General features: G+C 64.9%; 19 protein-coding genes. 6 read left to right on the plus strand and 13 right to left on the minus strand.

Annotated features, from left to right (window positions below; all coding sequences use genetic code 11):
- The first annotated feature begins 1 nt into the window (after position 1).
- A complete protein-coding gene (locus tag QFZ36_RS11940; RefSeq protein WP_091419548.1) occupies positions 2-430 on the plus strand; it encodes a universal stress protein in 429 nt (142 codons plus the stop codon).
- Between the two features lie 155 nt (positions 431-585).
- A complete protein-coding gene (locus QFZ36_RS11945; RefSeq protein WP_306636700.1) occupies positions 586-921 on the plus strand; it encodes a hypothetical protein in 336 nt (111 codons plus the stop codon).
- Between the two features lie 42 nt (positions 922-963).
- Here the strand turns inward: QFZ36_RS11945 and QFZ36_RS11950 are convergent, their stop codons facing one another.
- The 8 genes from QFZ36_RS11950 to QFZ36_RS11985 all read right to left on the minus strand — a co-directional run bounded on the left by QFZ36_RS11950 (position 964) and on the right by QFZ36_RS11985 (position 10007).
- Complete coding sequence (locus QFZ36_RS11950; RefSeq protein WP_306636702.1) at positions 964-1581, minus strand: phosphatase PAP2 family protein; 618 nt, start codon at positions 1579-1581, stop codon at positions 964-966.
- A gap of 13 nt (positions 1582-1594) precedes the next feature.
- Positions 1595-3085 carry a dihydrolipoamide acetyltransferase family protein gene (locus tag QFZ36_RS11955; RefSeq protein WP_306636704.1) on the minus strand — a complete coding sequence of 497 codons (1491 nt, stop codon included), beginning with the start codon at positions 3083-3085 and terminating at the stop codon, positions 1595-1597.
- A 7-nt stretch (positions 3086-3092) separates the two neighbouring features.
- Entirely contained in the window at positions 3093-4073 is a 981-nt protein-coding gene (locus QFZ36_RS11960; protein WP_306636705.1) for an alpha-ketoacid dehydrogenase subunit beta, read from the minus strand.
- Positions 4073-5344 (minus strand): pyruvate dehydrogenase (acetyl-transferring) E1 component subunit alpha, encoded by a 1272-nt coding sequence (gene pdhA, locus QFZ36_RS11965; protein ID WP_306636707.1) that lies wholly within the window; start codon positions 5342-5344, stop codon positions 4073-4075. The genes QFZ36_RS11960 and pdhA overlap by 1 nt, the downstream gene beginning before the upstream one ends.
- A gap of 149 nt (positions 5345-5493) precedes the next feature.
- Positions 5494-6612: a histidinol-phosphate transaminase gene (locus QFZ36_RS11970; protein ID WP_306636709.1), complete on the minus strand. Its 1119-nt coding sequence runs from the start codon at positions 6610-6612 to the stop codon at positions 5494-5496.
- A 129-nt stretch (positions 6613-6741) separates the two neighbouring features.
- The gene (locus QFZ36_RS11975) at positions 6742-7161 is read right to left on the minus strand and encodes a hypothetical protein (protein WP_306636711.1); all 420 of its coding nucleotides are present in this window, start codon (positions 7159-7161) and stop codon (positions 6742-6744) included.
- Positions 7162-8637: a pectinesterase family protein gene (locus QFZ36_RS11980; protein WP_306636713.1), complete on the minus strand. Its 1476-nt coding sequence runs from the start codon at positions 8635-8637 to the stop codon at positions 7162-7164.
- Positions 8637-10007 carry a pectate lyase family protein gene (locus QFZ36_RS11985; RefSeq protein ID WP_306636714.1) on the minus strand — a complete coding sequence of 457 codons (1371 nt, stop codon included), beginning with the start codon at positions 10005-10007 and terminating at the stop codon, positions 8637-8639. Before QFZ36_RS11985 ends, QFZ36_RS11980 begins: the two co-directional genes overlap by 1 nt.
- A gap of 262 nt (positions 10008-10269) precedes the next feature.
- On the opposite strand from QFZ36_RS11985, the gene QFZ36_RS11990 reads away from it, so the two are divergent.
- Positions 10270-10692 (plus strand): phage holin family protein, encoded by a 423-nt coding sequence (locus QFZ36_RS11990; RefSeq protein ID WP_306636716.1) that lies wholly within the window; start codon positions 10270-10272, stop codon positions 10690-10692.
- A 53-nt stretch (positions 10693-10745) separates the two neighbouring features.
- Here QFZ36_RS11990 and QFZ36_RS11995 read toward each other — a convergent pair whose 3' ends face one another.
- Both QFZ36_RS11995 and QFZ36_RS12000 read right to left on the minus strand, forming a co-directional pair.
- Entirely contained in the window at positions 10746-12080 is a 1335-nt protein-coding gene (locus QFZ36_RS11995) for a hypothetical protein (protein ID WP_306636718.1), read from the minus strand.
- Positions 12080-12382: a hypothetical protein gene (locus QFZ36_RS12000; RefSeq protein WP_306636720.1), complete on the minus strand. Its 303-nt coding sequence runs from the start codon at positions 12380-12382 to the stop codon at positions 12080-12082. Before QFZ36_RS12000 ends, QFZ36_RS11995 begins: the two co-directional genes overlap by 1 nt.
- Before the next feature lie 161 nt (positions 12383-12543).
- Between QFZ36_RS12000 and purB the strand changes: the two genes are divergently transcribed.
- Both purB and QFZ36_RS12010 read left to right on the plus strand, forming a co-directional pair.
- Positions 12544-13986: an adenylosuccinate lyase gene (gene purB, locus QFZ36_RS12005; protein ID WP_306636722.1), complete on the plus strand. Its 1443-nt coding sequence runs from the start codon at positions 12544-12546 to the stop codon at positions 13984-13986.
- Positions 13987-14112: 126 nt separating this feature from the next.
- Positions 14113-14787 carry a histidine phosphatase family protein gene (locus tag QFZ36_RS12010; protein ID WP_306636724.1) on the plus strand — a complete coding sequence of 225 codons (675 nt, stop codon included), beginning with the start codon at positions 14113-14115 and terminating at the stop codon, positions 14785-14787.
- Here the strand turns inward: QFZ36_RS12010 and QFZ36_RS12015 are convergent.
- Genes QFZ36_RS12015 through QFZ36_RS12025 form a run of 3 tightly spaced genes read right to left on the minus strand, consistent with a single transcriptional unit; the run spans position 14784 to position 16573 of the window.
- Positions 14784-15710: a serine/threonine-protein kinase gene (locus tag QFZ36_RS12015; RefSeq protein ID WP_306636726.1), complete on the minus strand. Its 927-nt coding sequence runs from the start codon at positions 15708-15710 to the stop codon at positions 14784-14786. The two genes, QFZ36_RS12010 and QFZ36_RS12015, sit on opposite strands and share 4 nt — an antisense overlap.
- A complete protein-coding gene (locus QFZ36_RS12020; protein ID WP_306636728.1) occupies positions 15707-15988 on the minus strand; it encodes a hypothetical protein in 282 nt (93 codons plus the stop codon). Before QFZ36_RS12020 ends, QFZ36_RS12015 begins: the two co-directional genes overlap by 4 nt.
- 60 nt (positions 15989-16048) lie before the next feature.
- Positions 16049-16573: a MarR family winged helix-turn-helix transcriptional regulator gene (locus QFZ36_RS12025; RefSeq protein WP_306636730.1), complete on the minus strand. Its 525-nt coding sequence runs from the start codon at positions 16571-16573 to the stop codon at positions 16049-16051.
- Between the two features lie 144 nt (positions 16574-16717).
- Between QFZ36_RS12025 and QFZ36_RS12030 the strand changes: the two genes are divergently transcribed.
- The gene (locus tag QFZ36_RS12030) at positions 16718-17221 is read left to right on the plus strand and encodes a GNAT family N-acetyltransferase (RefSeq protein ID WP_306636732.1); all 504 of its coding nucleotides are present in this window, start codon (positions 16718-16720) and stop codon (positions 17219-17221) included.
- Positions 17222-17241 lie beyond the last annotated feature (20 nt).

A 17241-nucleotide genomic window follows, 5' to 3' on the forward strand; every position in this document is an offset into this window, starting at 1 on the left:
TATGAGCGGAATCATCGTTGTAGGGGTCGACGGCAGCGGGACGGCAAAGAAGGCTGCGGAGTCGGCCCGCGACCTCGCTGCAGCGCTGGGCGCATCCCTTCACGTGGTCTCGGCCTTCGACAGCGACCGCACCGAAGTCTTCGGCAGCGGCAGCGACCAGTGGATCGTCTCCGACGCTGACGCCGCGGAGCACGTGGCCCGCACCGTAGCCGAATCCCTGGGCCGGGACATCAAAGTGACCTATTCCGCGGCCCGCGGGCGCCCGGCGGACGCCCTCATCAAGGAGGCCCTGCGGATGGAAGCCCGGATCATCGTCGTGGGAAACCGGCGCATGCAGGGCATTGGCCGTGTCCTGGGCAGCGTGGCCAACAGCGTGGCCCACAACGCACCCTGCGACGTCTACATCGCCAACACCTACGACGCCGACTAGCAGTTACCGCGGACACTCCCCCTGGTGGCACAAGTCGCTGCGGGGGGTGTCTGTTCTCACGCCTAATACGCCGGTTAAGCCCCTGGCGCAACGATAAAATTGGATAAGCCCCAACGGCGCGGACACCCACCATCCACGATTATCAAGGGGCTCCATTGCTCACTCTCCAGCGCCGCCAGCTCGTCGGCCACGACATCCTCCTGGCCCGCCACGGAAACCACATCTGCTCCATGCGCGTCGACCGCGGCAACGGCACCGTGGTGGCACTCCTGGACGACGGAACCGTGGACAGCGCGCCGAACCTTATCTCTCCCGACCTGCAGCTTCCGGAGACAGTAGCCAGCGTGATGCGTGAGGACTGGAAGATTATGACGGTCTGCACGGCAGTGGCCGCCGGAATGGCTGCCTTGATGGTGACGGCAGCGATTGCCCTGGGAACAACGGCAGACCCGGCCCTGCTGGAAGCGCTCTCCGCGTATTCGTCCTACTGACGGAAAAAGCCGCTGCCGGACAAGGGCGCGTCCGTGTCCGGCCTAGGCGACCATCCAGCCTTGCAGGACCCACCAGATCCCGGCCATCACTATCCCGCCAAACAGCGAACCGGCAACTACCTGTGCCACCGTATGGGCCCGCAGCACCACCCGGGACCAGCCCACAGCGGGGACGAGCAGAAGAAACGGAAGCCATGCCGGGCCGAGCATCAGGACGGCGATCACTGTGGATGAGGCGATCGCGGCAGCATGTCCGCTGATCTTCCAGAACGGGCTGACACCCGCCAGTACCACCACTCCGCCCACCACTGCCAGCACCATGGCCACGACGTTTTGCGGGGCCCCTGCCGCCGTCAGTACCAGCAGCCCCGCCACGATCGATCCCAACGCCATCAACAGCACAGGGGCCCGCTGCTTGCGGTCACTGACGTGATGATCCGTGACTTTTCCCCGCCGCACCAGGACCAGCAGCAGGATCAGCGGGACCACACAGACAAACAAGGCCGCCAGCGCCCCGTACGCCATGGTGCCGGGGAAACCGGGCTCCGTGAGGGGGCTGATCAGCAGCTGCACGGTGACCACCACGGGCGGCTGCAACGCCTCGGTGATCCATCTGGCAGCCCTGTTTTTGGCGCGGATGGCACCGGCATTGATGACCATGGTTGTCAGTTTCCTAGTCCAGCAGCAGTGCCGGTTCCTCCAGGATGGCAGCGACGTCGGCCATGAAGCGGGCGGACAGGTCGCCGTCCACCACCCGGTGGTCGAACGAGCCGCCGAGGGTGGTGATCCAGCGCGGAATCACTTCCCCGTCCAGCACCCAGGGCTTCTGCTTAATGGTTCCGAAGGCCACGATGGCCACTTCGCCGGGGTTGATGATCGGCGTACCGGTATCGATCCCGAGCGCTCCAATGTTGGTGACGGTCAGCGTTCCGTCCTGCATCTCGGCAGGCTGGGTCTTTCCGGCCCGGGCGGTAGTGGCCAGGTTGTTCAAGGCCAGCGCCAGCTCTTTCAGCGACAGGTCCTGGGCATTCTTGATGTTCGGCACCATCAGGCCGCGGGGTGTTGCCGCAGCGATACCCAGGTTCATGTAGTGCTTGACGTGGATTTCGGCGGCGCCTTCCGCGGTGTCCACCCAGGTGGCATTGACGCTCGGGTTGCGCGCGGCCGCCCAGATCACGGCTTTGGCGAGGATGAGCAGGGGCGATACGCGGATGCCTTCGAAGTCCCTGGACGCCTTGAGCCGCTTGACGAATTCCATGGTGCGGCTGGCGTCAACGTCCACAAAGATGCTGACGTGCGGTGCCGCGAAGGCCGAGTCCACCATCGCCTTGGCCGTTGCCTTGCGGACTCCCTTGACCGGGATCCGCTCGATGCGCTGGTCCTGGGGCTTTCCGGCCTTGCCCCAAAATCCGTCGGCCTTGTCCAGTTCAGCGTCCCGCTGCGCCTGGTAGCTGACCAGGTCCTCGCGGGTTACTTCGCCCCGTGAGCCCGTGGCCACCACGTCTGCCAGGTCGATACCCAGGTCGCGGGCGATCTTGCGGACCGGCGGTTTAGCCAGGACCTTATTGACGAGCCCGGTGATGGCGCCGCCGAACGTGGGCCGGTTGTCCACCGGTTCGCTGGCTGGGCCTGCGGCGGCGCTCTTTGCTTCTGCGGAGACTTCGGCCGGCGTATGGGGCTGGACGGGCTCCACTTCCGGGGCGTTGACCGTGAGGGTACCCAAGGCTGGCGCGGTTCTGCGCGGCCGCCGCTTGACGGCGTCTGCCTTGGGCCCGGAGCCCACCAGCGGGCCGCCGGCCAGGGAACTGTCTGTAACTGCCGCACTATCTGTTGTGCCGCCGTCGGACTCCGGAAGCTTGCCGTACATCGGCTGCACAGGCATCTCCAGAGCAGGCACGTCAGCCGGGGTGGGGTCGCCCGCAACCTCATCGCTGACGCTGATGATGGCGGTGCCGACGTCGATGGTGACGCCCTCGGGAACCAGCAGTTCGCTGACGGTCCCGGCGAACGGCGAGGGCAGTTCCACGATCGACTTTGCTGTCTCGATCTCACAGAGAACGTCGTTGATGGCGACGGCGTCCCCGGCTTTGACCTTCCAGGAGACGATTTCCGCCTCAGTAAGGCCCTCGCCGACGTCCGGGAGGTTGAACTTGTTCAGGGTCATGGTGTCCTCAGTAGGAGAGGGCGCGGTCCAGCGCCTCGAGGATGCGGTCGATGTCCGGAAGGTAGTCTTCCTCCACCTTGGCAACGGGGTAGGGCATGTGGAAGCCGCCTACGCGGATCACCGGTGCCTCCAGCGCATGGAAGGCACGCTCACTGATCCGGGCAGCTATTTCGCCGCCGATCCCGCCGAAGGTGGGGGCCTCGTGGGCCACGATCAGCCTGCCAGTCTTCTGGACCGAGGCGGTGACGGTATCGAAGTCAATGGGCGAGATGGAGCGAAGGTCGATGACCTCCAGGCTGTGTCCGTCCTCCTCCGCGGCGTTTGCAGCTGCAAGGGCGACCGGAACCAGCGGCCCGTACGCCACAATGGTGGCTGCTGTTCCGGTGCGCAGGACATGGGCTTTGAAGGGATCCGCGGCGGTGCCCGGAGCCTCCACGTCAACCTCGCCCTTGAGCCAGTAGCGCCGCTTCGGTTCAAAAACGATCACGGGGTCCTGGCACTGCACTGCCTGCTGGATCATCCAGTAGGCGTCATGCGGGTTGGACGGGGTGATGATCCGGAGCCCTGCCGTATGGGCGAAGAGCGCCTCGGGTGACTCGGAGTGGTGCTCGATGGAGCCGATGCCGCCCCCGTAGGGGATGCGGACCACTACCGGCACACTGAGGTTGCCGTTGCTGCGCGAGTGGATTTTCGCAAGCTGGGTGGTGATCTGGTTGAAGCCGGGGAAGACGAAACCGTCGAACTGGATCTCGCACACCGGGGTGTACCCGCGCAGGGCGAGGCCGATCGCTGTTCCGATGATGCCGGACTCGGCCAGCGGCGTGTCCACGACGCGGTCGGGGCCGAACTCCCCGATCAGCCCGTCGGTCACGCGGTAGACGCCGCCCAGCGCGCCGATATCTTCGCCCATCAGCAGGGACTTGGGATTGTCCGTCAGGGCTGCGCGAAGGCCCTCATTGATGGCCTTGGCAATGGTCATGGTGGTCATCAGTGGCCTGCCTTTGGGGATGCCTGGGCTGTTACTGCCTGCCTGGCCGGTTCTTCCGCCGCTTCCTCACCTGCGAAACCTGCCGAGTACTCCTCGAACCATGCGAGTTCTTCGGCCACCAGGGGATGGGCTTCAGCGTAAGTGTTGGCAAAGGCGGTGCGGATGTCCGGAGTTTCAAGGTCGTGGGCGGTGCGGCGGACGTAGGCGGCGAGCTCATCCCCGTCGGCTTTGACCTTGGCGAAGAATGCCTCGTCGGCCATACCCTCGGAGCGCAGGTACTTCTCCAGTCGGGCGAGGGGATCTTTGGCCCGCCAGGCCTCTTCTTCGGCCGCCTGCCGGTATTTGGTGGGATCGTCCGCAGTGGTGTGCGCGCCCACCCGGTAGGTGAACGCCTCAATCAGGACGGGACCGTTGCCCTGCCGTGCGTGCTCCAGTGCCCATTCCGTAACGGCGTGGACCGCGATGACGTCGTTGCCGTCCACCCGGATGCCGGGGAAGCCGTAGCCCTTGGCCCTGTTGGACAGCGGCACCCGGGTCTGTACGGCGGTAGGGACGGAGATAGCCCAGTGGTTGTTCTGGCAGAAGAACACCACGGGGGCGTTGTAGGAGGAGGCGAAGACCATGGATTCGTGGACGTCACCCTCGGAACTCGCGCCGTCGCCAAAGTAGGCGATCACCGCCGCAGCCGGTTCCGGACTGGAAGTGCCGGAAGATGCAGCGTTGGACGCGGCCAGCTTCTGGTCCCGCTGGATGCCCATCGCATAGCCCACTGCGTGGAGCGTCTGGGCGGCCAGGACCAGCGTGTACAGGTGGAAGTTGGTGTCCTTGGGATTCCAGCCGCCATTGGAAACCCCGCGGAACTGGCGCAAAAGCTCGGCAAGGTCCACGTTGCGGGTCAGGGCGACCCCATGTTCGCGGTAGGTGGGGAAGATGTAATCCTGCGGCTGGCTCGCCCGGCCCGAACCGATCTGAGCCGCTTCCTGGCCCGTCAGGGGAACCCAGAGCGCAAGCTGGCCCTGGCGCTGCAGCGCAGTGGCTTCCACGTCGAACCGGCGGATGGCGGCCATGTCCGCGTAAAGCCCGCGGAGCACCTCCGGAGTCAGCTTCTCGGCATATTCGGTGTAGACAGCATCAAAGCCGAGCTTCCCGTCCGGGCCGAGGAGCTGGACCATCTGCGCCGGGGGCTCGCCCATGACCGCCTCGGCATCAGCCTCGCGCTGGTCGTCTACAGCTGTTCCGTCGAACTCGGTGGAAGGCAGATGTGTGCCCATACCGTCTCCTTGTTTGCCGCATGCGGATGCAATGCAATGTCGCTGGGATATATGCCTCCAAAGGAATAGATTCCCTTTGTGGCATATATGATGGCTTACTGATCCTAACTTTATCTTCAGTAGGTACGCGTGAAGCTACTTGTGAAGTGCTAGGAACCGCGCGGGGCCTTTGTGTAGTTCGCACATAACGCCAGGAACCGGCTGTTCGCTTCTTCCTCGCCGATGCTCACCCGCACGCCTTCGCCATCGAATGCCCTGACTGACAGTGCTTGCGTACCTGCCAGTTCGGCAAAGTCTGCGCTGTCAGCTCCGAAGTCGAGCCAGACGAAATTGCCTTGGGCGTCAGGCACAGCCCAGCCCAGGCTGCGCAGCCCTGCCGTGACGCGGTCCCGCTCATCCACGAGCCTTTGTACCCTTTCTACAACCTGGGGGTAATTTTGGAGGGACACAATTGCTGCCGTTTCTGCAATTTGCGACACGGCGAACGGTGTGGCCGCGACCCGCAGGTGTTGGGTCAGCTCCGGGTTGGAGACGCTGTAGCCCACGCGCAACCCGGCCAGCCCATGTGCCTTTGAGAAGGTGCGGAGCACCACCACGTTGGGGTACCTGCGGTAGAGGCTGATCCCATCTACCGCGCCGGCCTCGCGCACGAACTCCTGGTACGCCTCGTCGATGACCACCACCACGTCGGCCGGGACTGAGCGGATGAAGGCTTCCGTCTCAGCCGAACCCAGGGCAGGGCCGGTGGGATTATTCGGCGTGCAGAGGAGGATGACTTTGGTTCGGGCGGTAACTGCCGCCGCCATTGCCTTCAGGTCGTGGCGGCCCTCGTTCGTCAGCGGGACGGGAACACCTTCCGCACCCGAGAGGCCCACGCTGATGGGGTATGCCTCAAAGGAGCGCCAGGCGTAAACCACCTCGTCCGGCTTACCGTCTTCATTCCGCCCCGCGAACGCGGCCAACAGTTGGTTCAAGGCCCCCAGGCTGCCGGCGCCGGTGACAATATCCTCCGCGGGAACATCAAGGAACCCGGCGAGCGCTGTGCGCAGCCGGCTGCTCAAGGGGTCCGGGTAGCGGTTGAAGTCCGTCTGGTTCGCGATGGCCTCGACGACCGCGGGAATCGGAGGCAGCGGATTTTCGTTCGAGGACAGCTTGTAGCTGGCCAGCCCGTCCACGGCCACGGGAGGTTTGCCGGCGGCATAGCGGGGCAGCCTTGCCACCACAGGACGCGGCTGGATACCCCCGGCAAGGGTGTTTGATGACGTCATGGAGACCAGCCTACTTCTCCCGATGCGGGAGGGAAGGCGGGATTGGCTATGGGTTCCCGGGGCGGGGTGGCCGGGGTTCCCCCTGGTTGCAGGGACCCTCCGGCCACCCGTTCCTTATGCTGGCGCGGCCTAGCTTGCCTGCCGCAACGTTTGAGCACCTGTCCACGTGCTGTCCGCCCGGGTGCCTGCCAGTTGGGGCGCCCAGCCGTCCGTTCCCTGCAGATAGGCCTCCAGCGTGAAGTCCCCGGCCAGCTCCGGCTCCAGTTGCGGCCTGTCCGGAGTTATGCGCGCTCCCGGGCCGTGGTTATTGAACTCATGGAAGCGTGCCTCCCGCCAGGAGAATCCGCTCATATCCGTCCAGGGCGTGCCGGAGATGTGGGCACCTAACCAGGAATCCCGGACCAGGACCTGGGCAATGGCGTCCACGTCGCCGCTGGGATGCCAGGGCCGGCCCAGGTGAACCGATCCCGCCGCAGCTTCGGAGGTAAACCGGCAACCGGTAAAGAGGTACCCGTGCTTGATCTTGCTGTTCTGGCTCCCGGCGGACACTTAGCCGTTGTTGCTTCCGGAACCACGGTCCAGGGACCGGATCCCGCAATTTGAAAAAACGGCCGTCCCGCGGCCAAAGATGAAGTCCACGTCGCCTTCCACGTAACAGTCGCTGAAGAAGAACCGTGCGGGTACGCCGCGGGCGGGCGAGTCAACCAGGAGGGTGTCCTGGTTGCCCAGGCACCGGACGTTATGCAGGACAGCGCGGTCCCCTGTCAGGAAGAGTGCCACCGCCTGGCGGTTCGCTATGTGCTGGTTGGCCGCTTCGTCAAAGTCGTTGCTGAACGTGAGGTTGGAAGCAATGAAATCGGCGCCGTCGATCCGTACGCTGGCGCTTCCGCCGGTGCCGAAGGATCCGCTGCCATCCGGCTTGGGAGTACCGGAGGCATTGTTGTAGACCAGCACAACGTCTTCTGTGCTCTCCCCCAGCCCGATAAAAGAGACTCTGGGTTTGTCCGCCGGGACCCTGATGGCCTCGCGGTAGATCCCTGGCTGGATCCGGATCAGGGTCCGGCGGGTGGTTCCCGGGGGCACGGAGTCGACAGCCGCCTGGACAGTCCGGAAGGCCAGGCCTTGACCCACGTCAAGGACCAAAGGCTTGTCCACCGGGCGTTCGCCGGGCCAGTAAATACCTGCCAGGGGATCGAGGGTGGTGTTGAGCTGGAAATACCCCGGTGGGATCGTCTGCTTTGCCTGCAGTTCGGAGGCAACGAGCTTTGCCACGGCAAGGGCGCCCTCCGCCTGGAAGTGTGTGTTGTCGGCGACCCCGTTGGGGTACTGCGGATATTGACCGGGTGCCGTATGCAGGAAGTGGGTTTTGGTTCCCTCGGCGCCCAGCTCCTGCCAGAGGGCCTTCGACGAGGCGGTGAGGTCCACCAAGGGCGTGCCGGTGGAGGCGGCAAGCTCCCGCACGGCCTGCGGGTATGCGCCATGGGAGTCCTGGGCACGGCCAAGGGGACTAAACCTGCGGCGTTCCACCGGCGTGACCAGGACGGCCTGCGCCCCCTTTGCAGCGGCACCGTCGAGGTACTTTTGCAGGTACTCCTTGAAAGTGGTTTGAGAATCTGTGCCCCTCGCCGGGTCTTCCACTTTTTCGTCGTTGTGGCCGAAGGAAATGAGGAGGTAATCGCCGGGCTGCAGCAGGTCCAGCACCTCCGCCAGGAGGCCGGCATCGGCAAAGCTCTTGGACGAGGCCCCGGACCAGGCGTAGTCGAAGACGCCGGCCTGCGGCCCCAACAGCAACGGGAGGGCCTGTCCCCACCCGGCGCGCGGACGTTCCGAATGCTGGTACGCGGAGGAGGTGGAATCGCCGACGACGAAAATCACCGGCCTGGAGCGGGAAGAACTTGGGCTGGCTGTCCGGACGGCGGCCAGGGATTCCCCCGCGCCCGGCCCTGCCAGCCCCGCGGCCGCGGTAACGGCTCCTGCCGCCGCGGCCGCCAGAAGGGAGCGGCGGCTGGGTTGGAAGCGGCGCATCAGTGCACCTCTCCGGCCGTGAACACGGGTCCGACGGCGTCCGCCAGGAGGGCGGGCACTGCCTGGGCAGCATTCACATGGGTCCGCAAAACAGGCGCCCAGGTGTCGTCGGTGCCCAGTTGCCTGTCAGCCGGGGCTGCAGCGTTGTAGGCGGTCCGAAGATCGACGGTCTTGCCGTTGACCGCGTTTCCGCTGGTGGTGATGACCTTTCCCTTGAAATAGCCGATCAAAGAGCCGACTGGAATTTCAGGGGGGAGCGTGAAGGCATTCGCCTCCGCGCGGATGTGGGACTCTACGCCCGCGCCCAGCGTGTAGCCGTAGGGAATCGCGGATGTTGGGCCCGTGATGAAGTGGTTGTTGTAGACGTCCACCTGGCCGTACCGGACCCGCGGGGCCCGCTGGCCCACATTCTCGAAGACGTTGTGGTGGATGGTGACGCGGAGTTTGCCTGCGTCTCCGCGGTTGGTGGAATCCGTGGATCCGATGAGCAGGAGTTTGTCGTGTTCGGAGAACCGGTTGTAGGACATGGTTACGAGGTCTGAGCCGTTGGTGACATCCACTGCTCCGTCATGGACCTGGTAGGGCCGGCCGAAGTAGCTGGGCTGCGTGCTGTCGAGGTTGGGCGCGTCAGTGAAGTGCGCGTGGTCCACCCAGACGTGCTTTGAGCCGTTGATGATCTGCAGGAGGTCGTACTCGCTGTTCCAGTTGCCGGTGGCGCCGTCGGTGGGGTCCCAGGAAGGAAAACAGTCGGCGGCGTCACGCACCGTGAGGTTCCGGAAGATGACGTTTTCACCGCCGTTGATCCTCAGGGCGGCGCCGGTGATGCTGCTGTCCGGCCCGGCTCCCACAACCGTGGTGTTGCTGGGGATATCCCAGCGGATGGTGGCGGCCTGCCTGGACGCGGCGAGGCGGCGGGCGCTTTCCTGCAGGCCAGCCGGCGCCTTCGTTGTTCCATACCGGACCGGGTCGAAGTCGTAAAGGTACTGGGAAAGCGAGAACCCGGTACCGGCGGCATAGTCCTCGCAGCTGATGGGTGAGCCGTCGGTGCTGGTGTTGGCAGCAATGTCGCCGTGGACCCGGATGATTTTTGGTTGAGTCCCGGAGGCAAGTGCGGCCAGGAGTTCTGCCCGGGTGGCAACGTCGTAGATCCGCTCGTCCGTGGCAGCTGACCCGCCCGTGGTACCGGCCTCCAGGGAAGCCCAGCCATCATCTTGAGCGAGCACCTGGCGTTCGAGCGGCTGGCGGGCGGTCTGGGCTGCCGGATCTGCTTGAGGCGCCGGCGATGCGAATGATTGGGCGGGCGACGCGAGCAGCGATATTGCGAGGGCGGCCACAACTGTCACTGGCGCCATGGGCATCTTGTTGCGCATGATCTCTCTTCCTCCATTGGAATGAACCACGCTTCGGCGCCAACGAAAATTGAAGGCGCGCGAGAAAGCGATTTCTTAACTATCGGAAAGCGCTTTCTTCTTGTCAAGGGCCAAGTTGATTTTTGACAATGCCTCTTTGCCGACGGTCACAGCCACTCGGCACCCGCCCTCCCAAAGGCCAGCCGGACCGGGGGGACAGGCAGGTGTGCGCGTTTCCCCACTTTGAGCCAAACCTTCAGGGCGGTATGAAACCATGGGGCCTATGCGACTGATTGCCCGGGTTCTGATCAATGGCCTCGCCCTCTGGGTGGCGAGCTGGATACTGCCGGGACTGGAGATCTCCAGCTCCGCCACAACGGATGCAGTGGCCAACACCGGCGTGACACAAGGGACGGACACCATCGGGATTGTCCTCGCTTATCTGTTCATTGGCGTCATCTTCGGCCTGGTGAACGCTTTGGTCCGTCCTCTGGTGAGCCTCCTCGCACTGCCCCTGACGATCCTGACCCTGGGCCTGTTCACCGTCGTTATCAACGCCGCGATGCTCTACCTGACATCCTGGATCAGCAGCTACACGCCCGTGCACTTCACCATTGATTCCTTCTTTTGGACTGCCGTTTTTGCGGCGATCATCATCACCTTGGTCTCGCTCGTGGCCGGCAGGATTACCGGCACCCGACGGTAGGGGACCGGGCGCCAGAGCTGCGGCCGCCGGAAGTGTTAATAGCGCCCCCTCCGCTACCGCCCGCCGTACCCGCGTTCCTGCCTGCGGTTGTCCGCCGCCTGGAGATCTGACCCGGGAGCCTTGATCCGGGACAGGGAGAAGCGTGTGGCCGTCGCCGTTCCACCCGCTCCCAAAGCCGCGCCGAGTGCCGCAGTGGAGGCCACCAGCGAGGGATCAGTGCTGGCCGAAACCAGCCGGGCGCCGTCCTGGTAGCTGGTGAGCTGATGGCCTGGGCCGATACCCACGTCCTCCCCAGTTTGGGCGTACAAATCATTGGTCATGGTTGCTGTGACCTGGTTCCTGGCGTCCCTGTTTTGCGCGCCGTCTGTGCCAGGGACCCAGTCAGTCCGATGCTCAAGATGGAGTGTGCTGACGTCGGGACCCGGTCTGATTCCCGCCACGGGTGATCCTGCTGTCAGTACGTACTTGAGGTCATAGTCACTCAGGAAATCCTCGTTCGCAGCCAGGTTCATCGCGTGGATTCCACCTTGGCTGTAACCCACTCCCACCACTGTGGCGCCTTTTGGAGCCCCGGCCGCCCTTAGTGCCTCCAGAGCCGCCGCGCTTACATTCTCTGAGTGGTTGCCAACGCCCTCAACTACTCCGTTCAAACCGAATGGGTTCTCGTCGGGGGTATTCAGTTGGGTACCGGGAATCACCACTACATAGGCTTTCTGCCCGTTGTTCTCGACCTCGATCACCTCAATGAAACCCGCGCCACGCGCGTCAATCAGCCGGATACGTTCCAGCAGACCGGCGGGAGAAGGATCAAAATCGATGGGAAGGCTTTCTTGCCGCTGGACTTCAATCGGCTGCGGCCTCATTTTGGGAAGGGTGGCCTCCACGAGCGTCGTGACGAGTGGAGTGGCGTGCACCGCCATGGCTGTCAGGTTTTCGGTGGCTCTTCTGTTGAGGAAGCCACTCCTCCAGAAATCTGCCTGCATTTCCAACTCATTGCCGATGAGTGGCAGGCCCGTACTGGGCGTCCCCGCCAGGGCTTCCGCCGTTTCGTACTCCTGCTTGCAAGCGCGCACCTGGCCGCTGATGCGCTGCAGCTCGGTCCGTACTCTTTGGATGCTCCGCTCTGACTCACCTACCGCGTTCATGGCCAGGCTGCCGGACCACCGGGGCAGGTCCTGGAATGGAACAAGGTCCTCCCAGAGCCGGCGGATTTCAACCTCCATTCCGGAAAGCTCGCCGGCCAGGTCATCCAGCTTTTCGGCGCCGCCCGTCAGCTCCTCCAGCTGGAACCTGATGCCGCCCACGCCTCCGCGGATTGCGAGGGATCCGTCGTCGGGAGGACCGGACAATTGGATGGAACCAGTGCCCGAAGGCGTCACATCGGGCATCAGCGCAGTCCCGGATAGGTGCAGCCGGCGGTTAAGGTCTCCTGGCTGTGCCGCTCCACGGCCGCCTTTGCCTCAACCAACGCCTCAAGGGCGCGGCGCAGTGCTGCCGACTGAAGCAAAACCGCGTCCCGGTAAGCACGCCCGGCCGGCGACTCCCACTGCAGCATCTGGATATCCCTGAAGCTGTCCAACACCGCCTCACCGCGGCCAAGGCAGACGGCCACCCGTTCGGCCAGCTGCTTCACCTGCGAGACGCGAAGCATCTCCTGCTGCAGGTCTGCCCCTGCCAGTTGGCTGTCCATCACCCAACCTCCTTCTTCAACCGGCCTCTGCCGGCGCGGCCCCGCTGATCTGCCTGGGATGAACGCTACGGAGGCCAGCGCGCGGACCCAACCATCGTCGTCGGCTATGTGGACAAGTAACCTGCTAAAGCCGCCGCGGCAGTTCATGAAAGAATCAGCACATGCCTGAAACCGCCGCCACAGCTGATACCCGTACGCCCTCAGGACGCCTGGCCCTCGCCGCGTCCCCGGAAAAAATCGCGCTTGGTCCGCTGGACGGCCGCTACCAGTCCGCCGTCGCGCCCCTCGTTGACTACTTGTCCGAGGCGGCGCTTAACCGCGACCGCGTGGCAGTGGAAGTGGAGTGGCTCATCCACCTGACCAGCAACAACGTCCTTCCCGGCGCCGGGCCGCTGACGGCCCCGCAGCAGGAGCAGCTCCGCGCTGTCGTCACCGAATTCGATGCCGCCTCCGTTGCCGAGCTGGCCGAAATCGAGGCCGTCACGGTCCACGACGTGAAGGCTGTGGAGTACTACATCGGCCGCCGCCTTCCGGCGATCGGCATCGAAAACCTGACGGCCATGGTGCACTTCGGCTGCACCTCCGAGGACATCAACAACCTCTCCTACGCGCTGGGCATCAAGGGCGCTGTGGAGGATGTGTGGCTTCCCGCGGCGCGTGCACTCGTGGCCCAGATCAGCAAAATGGCGGAGGACAACCGCGCCGTCCCCATGCTGTCCCGCACCCACGGCCAGCCCGCAACCCCTACCACCCTCGGCAAGGAACTGGCAGTCACAGCGCACCGCCTGACCCGGCAGCTGGACCGGATCGCCGGAACGGAATACCTCGGCAAGATCAACGGCGCAACCGGCACCTACGCAGCGCATGTTGCGTCCGTTCCCGGCGCAGACTGGCAGCAGGTGTCCAAGTCCTTCGTGGAAGCTTTGGGGCTCACCTGGAACCCGCTGACCACGCAGATCGAAAGCCACGACTGGCAGGCAGAACTGTACGCGGATGTCGCGCGTTTCAACCGCATCCTCCACAACGTCTGCACGGACATCTGGAGCTACATCTCCATCGGCTACTTCGCGCAGATCCCCGTGGCCGGCGCCACCGGCTCCTCCACCATGCCGCACAAGGTCAACCCCATCCGGTTCGAAAACGCAGAGGCGAACCTGGAGATTTCCAACGGCCTGCTGGACACCCTGGGCGCAACGCTCGTCACGTCCCGCTGGCAGCGCGACCTCACGGACTCCTCCAGCCAGCGCAACATCGGCGTGGCCTTTGGCCACTCACTGCTGGCCATTTCCAACGTTGCCAAGGGCCTGGAACGCCTGGACGTGGCTGAGGACGTACTGGCAGGGGACCTCGACACCAACTGGGAAGTCCTGGGCGAAGCGATCCAAATGGTGATGCGCGCCGAGGCGATTGCCGGCGTCGAAGGCATGGAAAACCCCTATGAGCGGCTCAAGGACCTCACCCGCGGCCAGCGCGTTGACGCTGCCCGCATGCGGGAGTTCGTGCAGAGCCTTGGCCTTTCGGCCGATGCCGAGGCACGCCTGCTCGCGCTGACGCCCGGCAAGTACACGGGCATCGCGGACCAGCTGGTGGACCACCTCAAGTAGTCCGGCCGCAGCAGGCAGGAAAAGTACGACGGCGGCGCCGGGCTCGGAAGGGCCCGGCGCCTGCTGCTGTGCGGGCCTTCGCAGGGGCTGGCTTGGCGGCGGCCCTCCGGATGCGAAACTGGAGGCATGAAGCTGCTCCTGATCCGTCACGGACAAACCCCCGGAAACGTACTGGGCCAACTGGATACGGCCCACCCCGGTCCGGGCCTGACCGAACTGGGCGAACGGCAGGCGGAGGCTCTGGCCCGTTCGCTGGTGAATGAGCGGATCGAGGCCCTGTACGCGTCAACCCTGATCAGGACCCAGATCACCGCAGCCCCGCTGGGCCGGCTGCACACCCTGGACGTCGAAGTACTGGACGGCCTCCACGAGATCGAGGCAGGGTCGCTGGAAAAGCTGACCGACCACGAGTCGCACAAGCGGTACATGGGGACAGTGATGTCCTGGGCCGCAGGGGACCTCGACCGGCGGATGCCTGCAGGTCCGGACGGCCACGACTTCTTCGAACGTTTCGACGCAGCCATCGCCAAGGTCCTGGGGCGGGTATCAGGCCGCGAGGCCACGGCCGCGGTGGTCAGCCACGGCGCTGCCATCCGCACCTGGGCCGGGCGCCGGGCGGAGGGCGCGGACCACGAGTTCGCTGCGAAGCACGTGCTGGCCAACACTGGAATCGTCGCGTTGGAAGGCGATCCGGACAACGGGTGGAAACTCCTCCACTGGGACGGCAGCCCGGTGGGAGGCCTGGCACTTGCTGATCCCACCGCCGAGGACCCTACCGGGAAGAACGTTTCGGAGCCTTAGGCCAGCTGCCTGATCCGGCGGGACGGGAAAACGGCCATTCTCCTGCACATGCCGCTCAACTCCCCCTCAGAATCGGCGGGTACAAGCCGGGCGGCCATGGCGGCAGCCTCGGCCGCCGTCGGGCGCGCATCGCTGTCCATCGCGGTCAGTGCCCGGAGCAGGTGACACCATCCGTGGCCAAGGGAGTCCGGAATAACGGGGCTCCGGAGGGTCCTGGCCACCAGCGATTCGATAGCGGTGCCCGGAAAAGCCTTGGCTCCGGTCAGTAGCTCCAGCAGCACCAAGCCCATGGCATAGACGTCCCAGGTGGTCCGTGCCGGCCCGCCCGCAGCCTGCTCAGGGCTCATGTAGTGCACTGTTCCCGATGAGATGCCTGGCTCGGGAGGCGAGCCCGCCGCAGCCACGATGCCGAAGTCGATGATGCGCACAGGGCTCCTCCGCAGTCCGCTGAGCATCAGGTTGGCAGGCTTGATATCCCGATGCACCAGGCCCTTTTCATGCAGGTGGGCCAGGGCTCCAAAGAGGCCGCCAGCCCAGCCGGCAACGTCACCGGCGAGGGGCGGGCGGGTGCGGGCCGCTTCGGCGAGGTTCGTTCCGAGGGCCAGTTCTTCGACCAGGAACGGACGCCCGGCAAGCGGGCTCCCGGCGGGCATGACACCCTGCGCGATGAACCGGATGATGGACGGATGGTCCAAGGCCGCCAGGACTGCGGCTTCGTTATTGGTCCGCTCGAAGTGTTTTTTGGATTCACCCACCGCCACCTTGACGGCTACGTCCGGACCGCCTTCCCGATCAGCAGCGCGGAAGACTTCGGCCAGCGAACCGCGGCCCAGCCGTTCCTTGAGTTCGTAGCGCCCGGCCACCACGTCCGCGGACAGGAGCGCACCTGGTTTTTGGACAACCGCTGCCGCCTGGGTGCTCATGCGGACAGGGCGGGGGCCGCGCCCAAACCGGCGTCGAGCTGAAAGCCGCAACCGCAGCGCCACACCGGCGGCAGCAGGACAGGACCTTCGCTGTCCGGCCCAAAGGTATAGCCGACGGCGACCGGACCCACCGCCGGGGTCACAAGGTCCATGGTGGCGCCGCAATGGACGGCGGCGAGGCCGTCCGGCTCCGGAATCGGCTGGAAGCCCTTCAGGGATGTGCATCCTGCCAAGACATCAGGGGAACCAAGCTCAGTAAAGGTGACCAACGCACTCACGACTCCGTCTGTTGGGTTTCAGGAACTGATCGTAAGCATACATATTACTAGCTGGTCTAGCTAACTAGGCCCGCCACTCTCAGCGCGTCCCTCGTCAAGATGCTCCAAGGCATTGGTCATCTGCTGCAGGAATTCAACTACTACGCGGGCCTCGTCAGCACTGAGCCCTTCCGCTACGGCCATCATCCGGCGGTGCATCGCGCCGAGAGTCACCCGGACCTCCTTGTCCGACTCCACGGTGGGAACAACCACCACCGACCGCCGGTCCGTGGGGTGCGCCTCGCGCCGGACATGCCCGCTGGCCACCAACCGGTCGATGAGCGAAGTGGTGGAAGCGCTGGTGATGCCCAGAAACTGGCTCAGGTCCTTCGGCGCGGCGGTCCTGCCCGAGGCCTGGGCGCGCAGCAGGTAGCGCAACGCGAGGATGTCCGTCTCACCCATCCCCATGGAATCCCGGGTGGACCTTCGGACGGCAGTTTCCGCCGCCCTGTAGTCACGCAGCGATTTCAGCACCGCCGAACTGTAGTCCAACTGTCCGTCCGGACCGTACCAGTAGCCGGAGCCTTCATTACCTGTGGAGCGCATAAGAACATCCTAGGCGAGCTGGTTACTAGCCAGCCAAGCGATCTACCCCGCAGCGTTATCCCGGCGCTTACGCGGAAGAAACACCCGCGTAACCCCGGTCTTTTAGCCTTGTTTTGCATATCCCTTCGGCGAATCGAGGCAGACATGCAGACCAACCCGCGGCTGAACATCCGGCAGGTCACCTGGTCCAACCCCGTGGGCGCCGATCTCCGCCGCGCCCAGCAGGCCGAACTCGACGCCCGCTTTGGCACCCCGGACCACGAACCCGGCCCGCCGCCGTCGGGCGCTGACTGCGCGGTGTTCCTGGTTGCGTACGACAAAGGCTCGGGCCAGCCGGTGGGCTGCGGGGGATTGCGGCTCCTTGATGCGGCTACGGCGGAAATCAAGCGCCTGTACGTCCTGCCCTACACGCGAGGCTCTGGCGTGGCCAGTTCCATCCTCGCCGCACTGGAAGCCGAAGCCTTCAAGCAGGGGATCACGCGCATCAAAGCCGAAGCCGGATCCGCCCAGCCCGACGGCCGGAATTTTTACGAGACCTCCGGCTTCGAACCCGTTCCCAACTTCGGCCCCTACGTTGGCATTGAACACTCCTACTGCTACGCGAAGAGCATCCACGCCCGCAGCGCGGCGCACACAGCGATGGCGTAACAACAGCACCGCGCCAGCCC

The sequence above is a fragment of the Pseudarthrobacter siccitolerans genome, assembly GCF_030823375.1.
GTDB lineage: Bacteria > Actinomycetota > Actinomycetes > Actinomycetales > Micrococcaceae > Arthrobacter > Arthrobacter siccitolerans_A.

Coding starts and splice junctions, on each gene's coding strand:
- QFZ36_RS11940 (WP_091419548.1), top strand. CDS start 2: ATGAGCGGAATCATCGTTGTAGGGGTCGACGGCAGCGGGACGGCAAAG.
- QFZ36_RS11950 (WP_306636702.1), bottom strand. CDS start 1,581: ATGGTCATCAATGCCGGTGCCATCCGCGCCAAAAACAGGGCTGCCAGA.
- QFZ36_RS11955 (WP_306636704.1), bottom strand. CDS start 3,085: ATGACCCTGAACAAGTTCAACCTCCCGGACGTCGGCGAGGGCCTTACT.
- QFZ36_RS11960 (WP_306636705.1), bottom strand. CDS start 4,073: ATGACCACCATGACCATTGCCAAGGCCATCAATGAGGGCCTTCGCGCA.
- pdhA (WP_306636707.1), bottom strand. CDS start 5,344: ATGGGCACACATCTGCCTTCCACCGAGTTCGACGGAACAGCTGTAGAC.
- QFZ36_RS11970 (WP_306636709.1), bottom strand. CDS start 6,612: ATGACGTCATCAAACACCCTTGCCGGGGGTATCCAGCCGCGTCCTGTG.
- QFZ36_RS11980 (WP_306636713.1), bottom strand. CDS start 8,637: ATGCGCCGCTTCCAACCCAGCCGCCGCTCCCTTCTGGCGGCCGCGGCG.
- QFZ36_RS11985 (WP_306636714.1), bottom strand. CDS start 10,007: ATGCGCAACAAGATGCCCATGGCGCCAGTGACAGTTGTGGCCGCCCTC.
- QFZ36_RS11990 (WP_306636716.1), top strand. CDS start 10,270: ATGCGACTGATTGCCCGGGTTCTGATCAATGGCCTCGCCCTCTGGGTG.
- QFZ36_RS11995 (WP_306636718.1), bottom strand. CDS start 12,080: ATGCCCGATGTGACGCCTTCGGGCACTGGTTCCATCCAATTGTCCGGT.
- QFZ36_RS12000 (WP_306636720.1), bottom strand. CDS start 12,382: ATGGACAGCCAACTGGCAGGGGCAGACCTGCAGCAGGAGATGCTTCGC.
- purB (WP_306636722.1), top strand. CDS start 12,544: ATGCCTGAAACCGCCGCCACAGCTGATACCCGTACGCCCTCAGGACGC.
- QFZ36_RS12010 (WP_306636724.1), top strand. CDS start 14,113: ATGAAGCTGCTCCTGATCCGTCACGGACAAACCCCCGGAAACGTACTG.
- QFZ36_RS12015 (WP_306636726.1), bottom strand. CDS start 15,710: ATGAGCACCCAGGCGGCAGCGGTTGTCCAAAAACCAGGTGCGCTCCTG.
- QFZ36_RS12025 (WP_306636730.1), bottom strand. CDS start 16,573: ATGCGCTCCACAGGTAATGAAGGCTCCGGCTACTGGTACGGTCCGGAC.
- QFZ36_RS12030 (WP_306636732.1), top strand. CDS start 16,718: ATGCAGACCAACCCGCGGCTGAACATCCGGCAGGTCACCTGGTCCAAC.